The following is a 2,136-nucleotide window of genomic DNA, read 5'->3' as shown; positions in this document are numbered from 1 at the left end:
ATTCTTTGCTTAAATCCAGTAATTGTTAAAATTAAACTAACTTCCTCAATAACATCTTCTGGAGGCATTAATGGAGGATAAAGATTTAATTTATCCCTATTTTCTTCTAATTTTTCAAATCTAATATCCTCCCATCCAGGGACATCTTTTGCAATATCATCAAAAAATATTTCCGGGATTGCCCCAATTGCAGCATCAAAATATGAGTCGGCAAACCCAAGATATTCATAAAGCTTATCCCATCCTATACCTTGGTTTATTGCAAATTGTTTTAATATTTGATTTACTTCACAAACACTGTTCCCAACTGGACATACACTATGACAAGTATAACAATAAAAACAATTCCATAAATAATCTTCATGCATTATTGTTTCATCACCGTCAAGAACTCTTTCAATAATTTCTCTAGGATTATATTCAGAATGGCGTGCTGCAGGACATGTGGAAGTACATAAACCACATTGCACACATTTCAAGACACCATCATCGCGAGTATTCTTTACATTAACTATTACATCTTCTGCAAAATTAATGGGAGCGTCATTAATCTTTTGTTGAGTAGTCATTAAAACCACCTCACTACAAAGTAAATTCCTGTGTTTCAATTAACTTTTTCAACTGATTAGATAATCTATTTCCTCTTAATCTATCAGATTGTCTACAGATAATTGGTACGTTGACTAATTTGTCATTAATTTCTAAATCAACATCACCGGTATTCATGTCAAATGCATCATTCTTACAGAAGTGAGCACATAATCCACATCCAAAGCACCTTGTCAAATCCAATCTTTCATTTGCAAATGCCTTTGTTGGACAAATCTCTTCAATCGTACATGAATCACATTTTGAACATTTTGATCGGCCATATTGTGGTCTTAAATCATAGCCTTCCCACATTTCTTTGTAGTTGGTTTCACCTAATGGTAAATGACGACCCTTGATTTCTGCTAATGGCAATTTAATGTTTTCATCCGTGATGAGCAGATTATTATATATTTCCTCATTTAAAACTGGAATAGGTATGGCCACAGTATCATAAACTTCACCGCCCTGCCCAGTTTTATATCCACCGAGATAATATGGGTCCATCTGCTTATAATCAGCAGTCAACATTAAATTCGGTTTTTCAGCACTAGAACGTGTACCGTCACCTAAAACATACCCCTCAGCTCCATTGAATAAAAATCTGGTTCCAGTTTTTATTACATTGTGTGGAATATCATTTTGCAATGGATTCAAATCGCCACATCCTGAAAATGTTAAACCAGAAAGATTTCCTTCTAATGGAATTGCGGAAAAAATAGAATTAATTGGTTCGTTATAAGTATTAACAAAAGCAGTATAATTTTTAAATGCCATTCTAGTTCCTATAATTTGGCCTCTTCCAATATCATCTATAGTTATTGTGTTTTCAATAGTTTTACCTTCAACGCTTTCAACTCTCACATCAATTGTTTTGCCTTCTAAAAGTTCTTTTAAAACAAAACCCCCACCATAATTGTGGTCATATATTGAATGAGTAGTTCCGTGAAGTATAACATCAATTGCACCTAACCATTCGTTTGGACATGGCCCTGCATGTGCTGGAACCCCATTTAAAAATACTTCTTCAGCCCGTATGAATTCCCCAGGTCCAGAAACTATAAAATTGAGTATAGCTGCTGTACCACTCATTACACCACAAGTTCCTGTTGTAACCACATCAACTTCATCAAAACTTGGAGTGTTACCTTCTTTAATAAGTTTTTTAAACTCTTCTGCCGTGTAGATACTGGCTTCGCCGTTTTCAATCTTTTGATTAATCTGGCTAATAGTTCTTTGATTAGTCAATTTCACTACTCTCCTAAACTTTTCTTATTTTCCAATTTGGTTCTTCTTTAAGACCGTAAAGCCTTTAAAGGTTTAATATCATCACTGGAATCCATGCCCGAGTTTAGTGTATTATCCAGTAGGATGAAATAGACTAAGCTTTGTAAAGTAAATTTTTAATTTTACCAAAGCAATCTAGGATTTAATCAATTTCATCATTTGATTTCGCCCGATTTTATCAATTGATATCTTTCACCTTCTAATATATTCTCATGATAAAGAAGAGATGATATTTAGATAAACTATCCATTCCATTTAATT

The 2,136-nt window shown here is 33.7% G+C and carries 2 protein-coding genes; both read right to left on the bottom strand.

Annotated features, from left to right (window positions below; all coding sequences use genetic code 11):
- Nucleotides 1–569, bottom strand: a 569-nt coding sequence (gene hdrC / locus ACKI5C_RS04320) for a ferredoxin:CoB-CoM heterodisulfide reductase subunit HdrC (protein WP_407431979.1), incomplete at its 3' end; no start/stop codon positions are given.
- Nucleotides 570–582: 13 nt separating this feature from the next.
- The gene (locus ACKI5C_RS04315; protein ID WP_407431978.1) at nucleotides 583–1,836 is read right to left on the bottom strand and encodes a methanogenesis marker 16 metalloprotein; all 1,254 of its coding nucleotides are present in this window, start codon (nucleotides 1,834–1,836) and stop codon (nucleotides 583–585) included.
- Nucleotides 1,837–2,136 lie beyond the last annotated feature (300 nt).

Origin of the sequence: Methanobrevibacter sp. (assembly GCF_045646045.1) — an archaeon.
Classification (GTDB): Archaea; Methanobacteriota; Methanobacteria; order Methanobacteriales; family Methanobacteriaceae; genus Methanocatella.
Note: the sequence above shows the minus strand (reverse complement) of the source record. Positions and strands in the feature narration are given on the sequence as shown.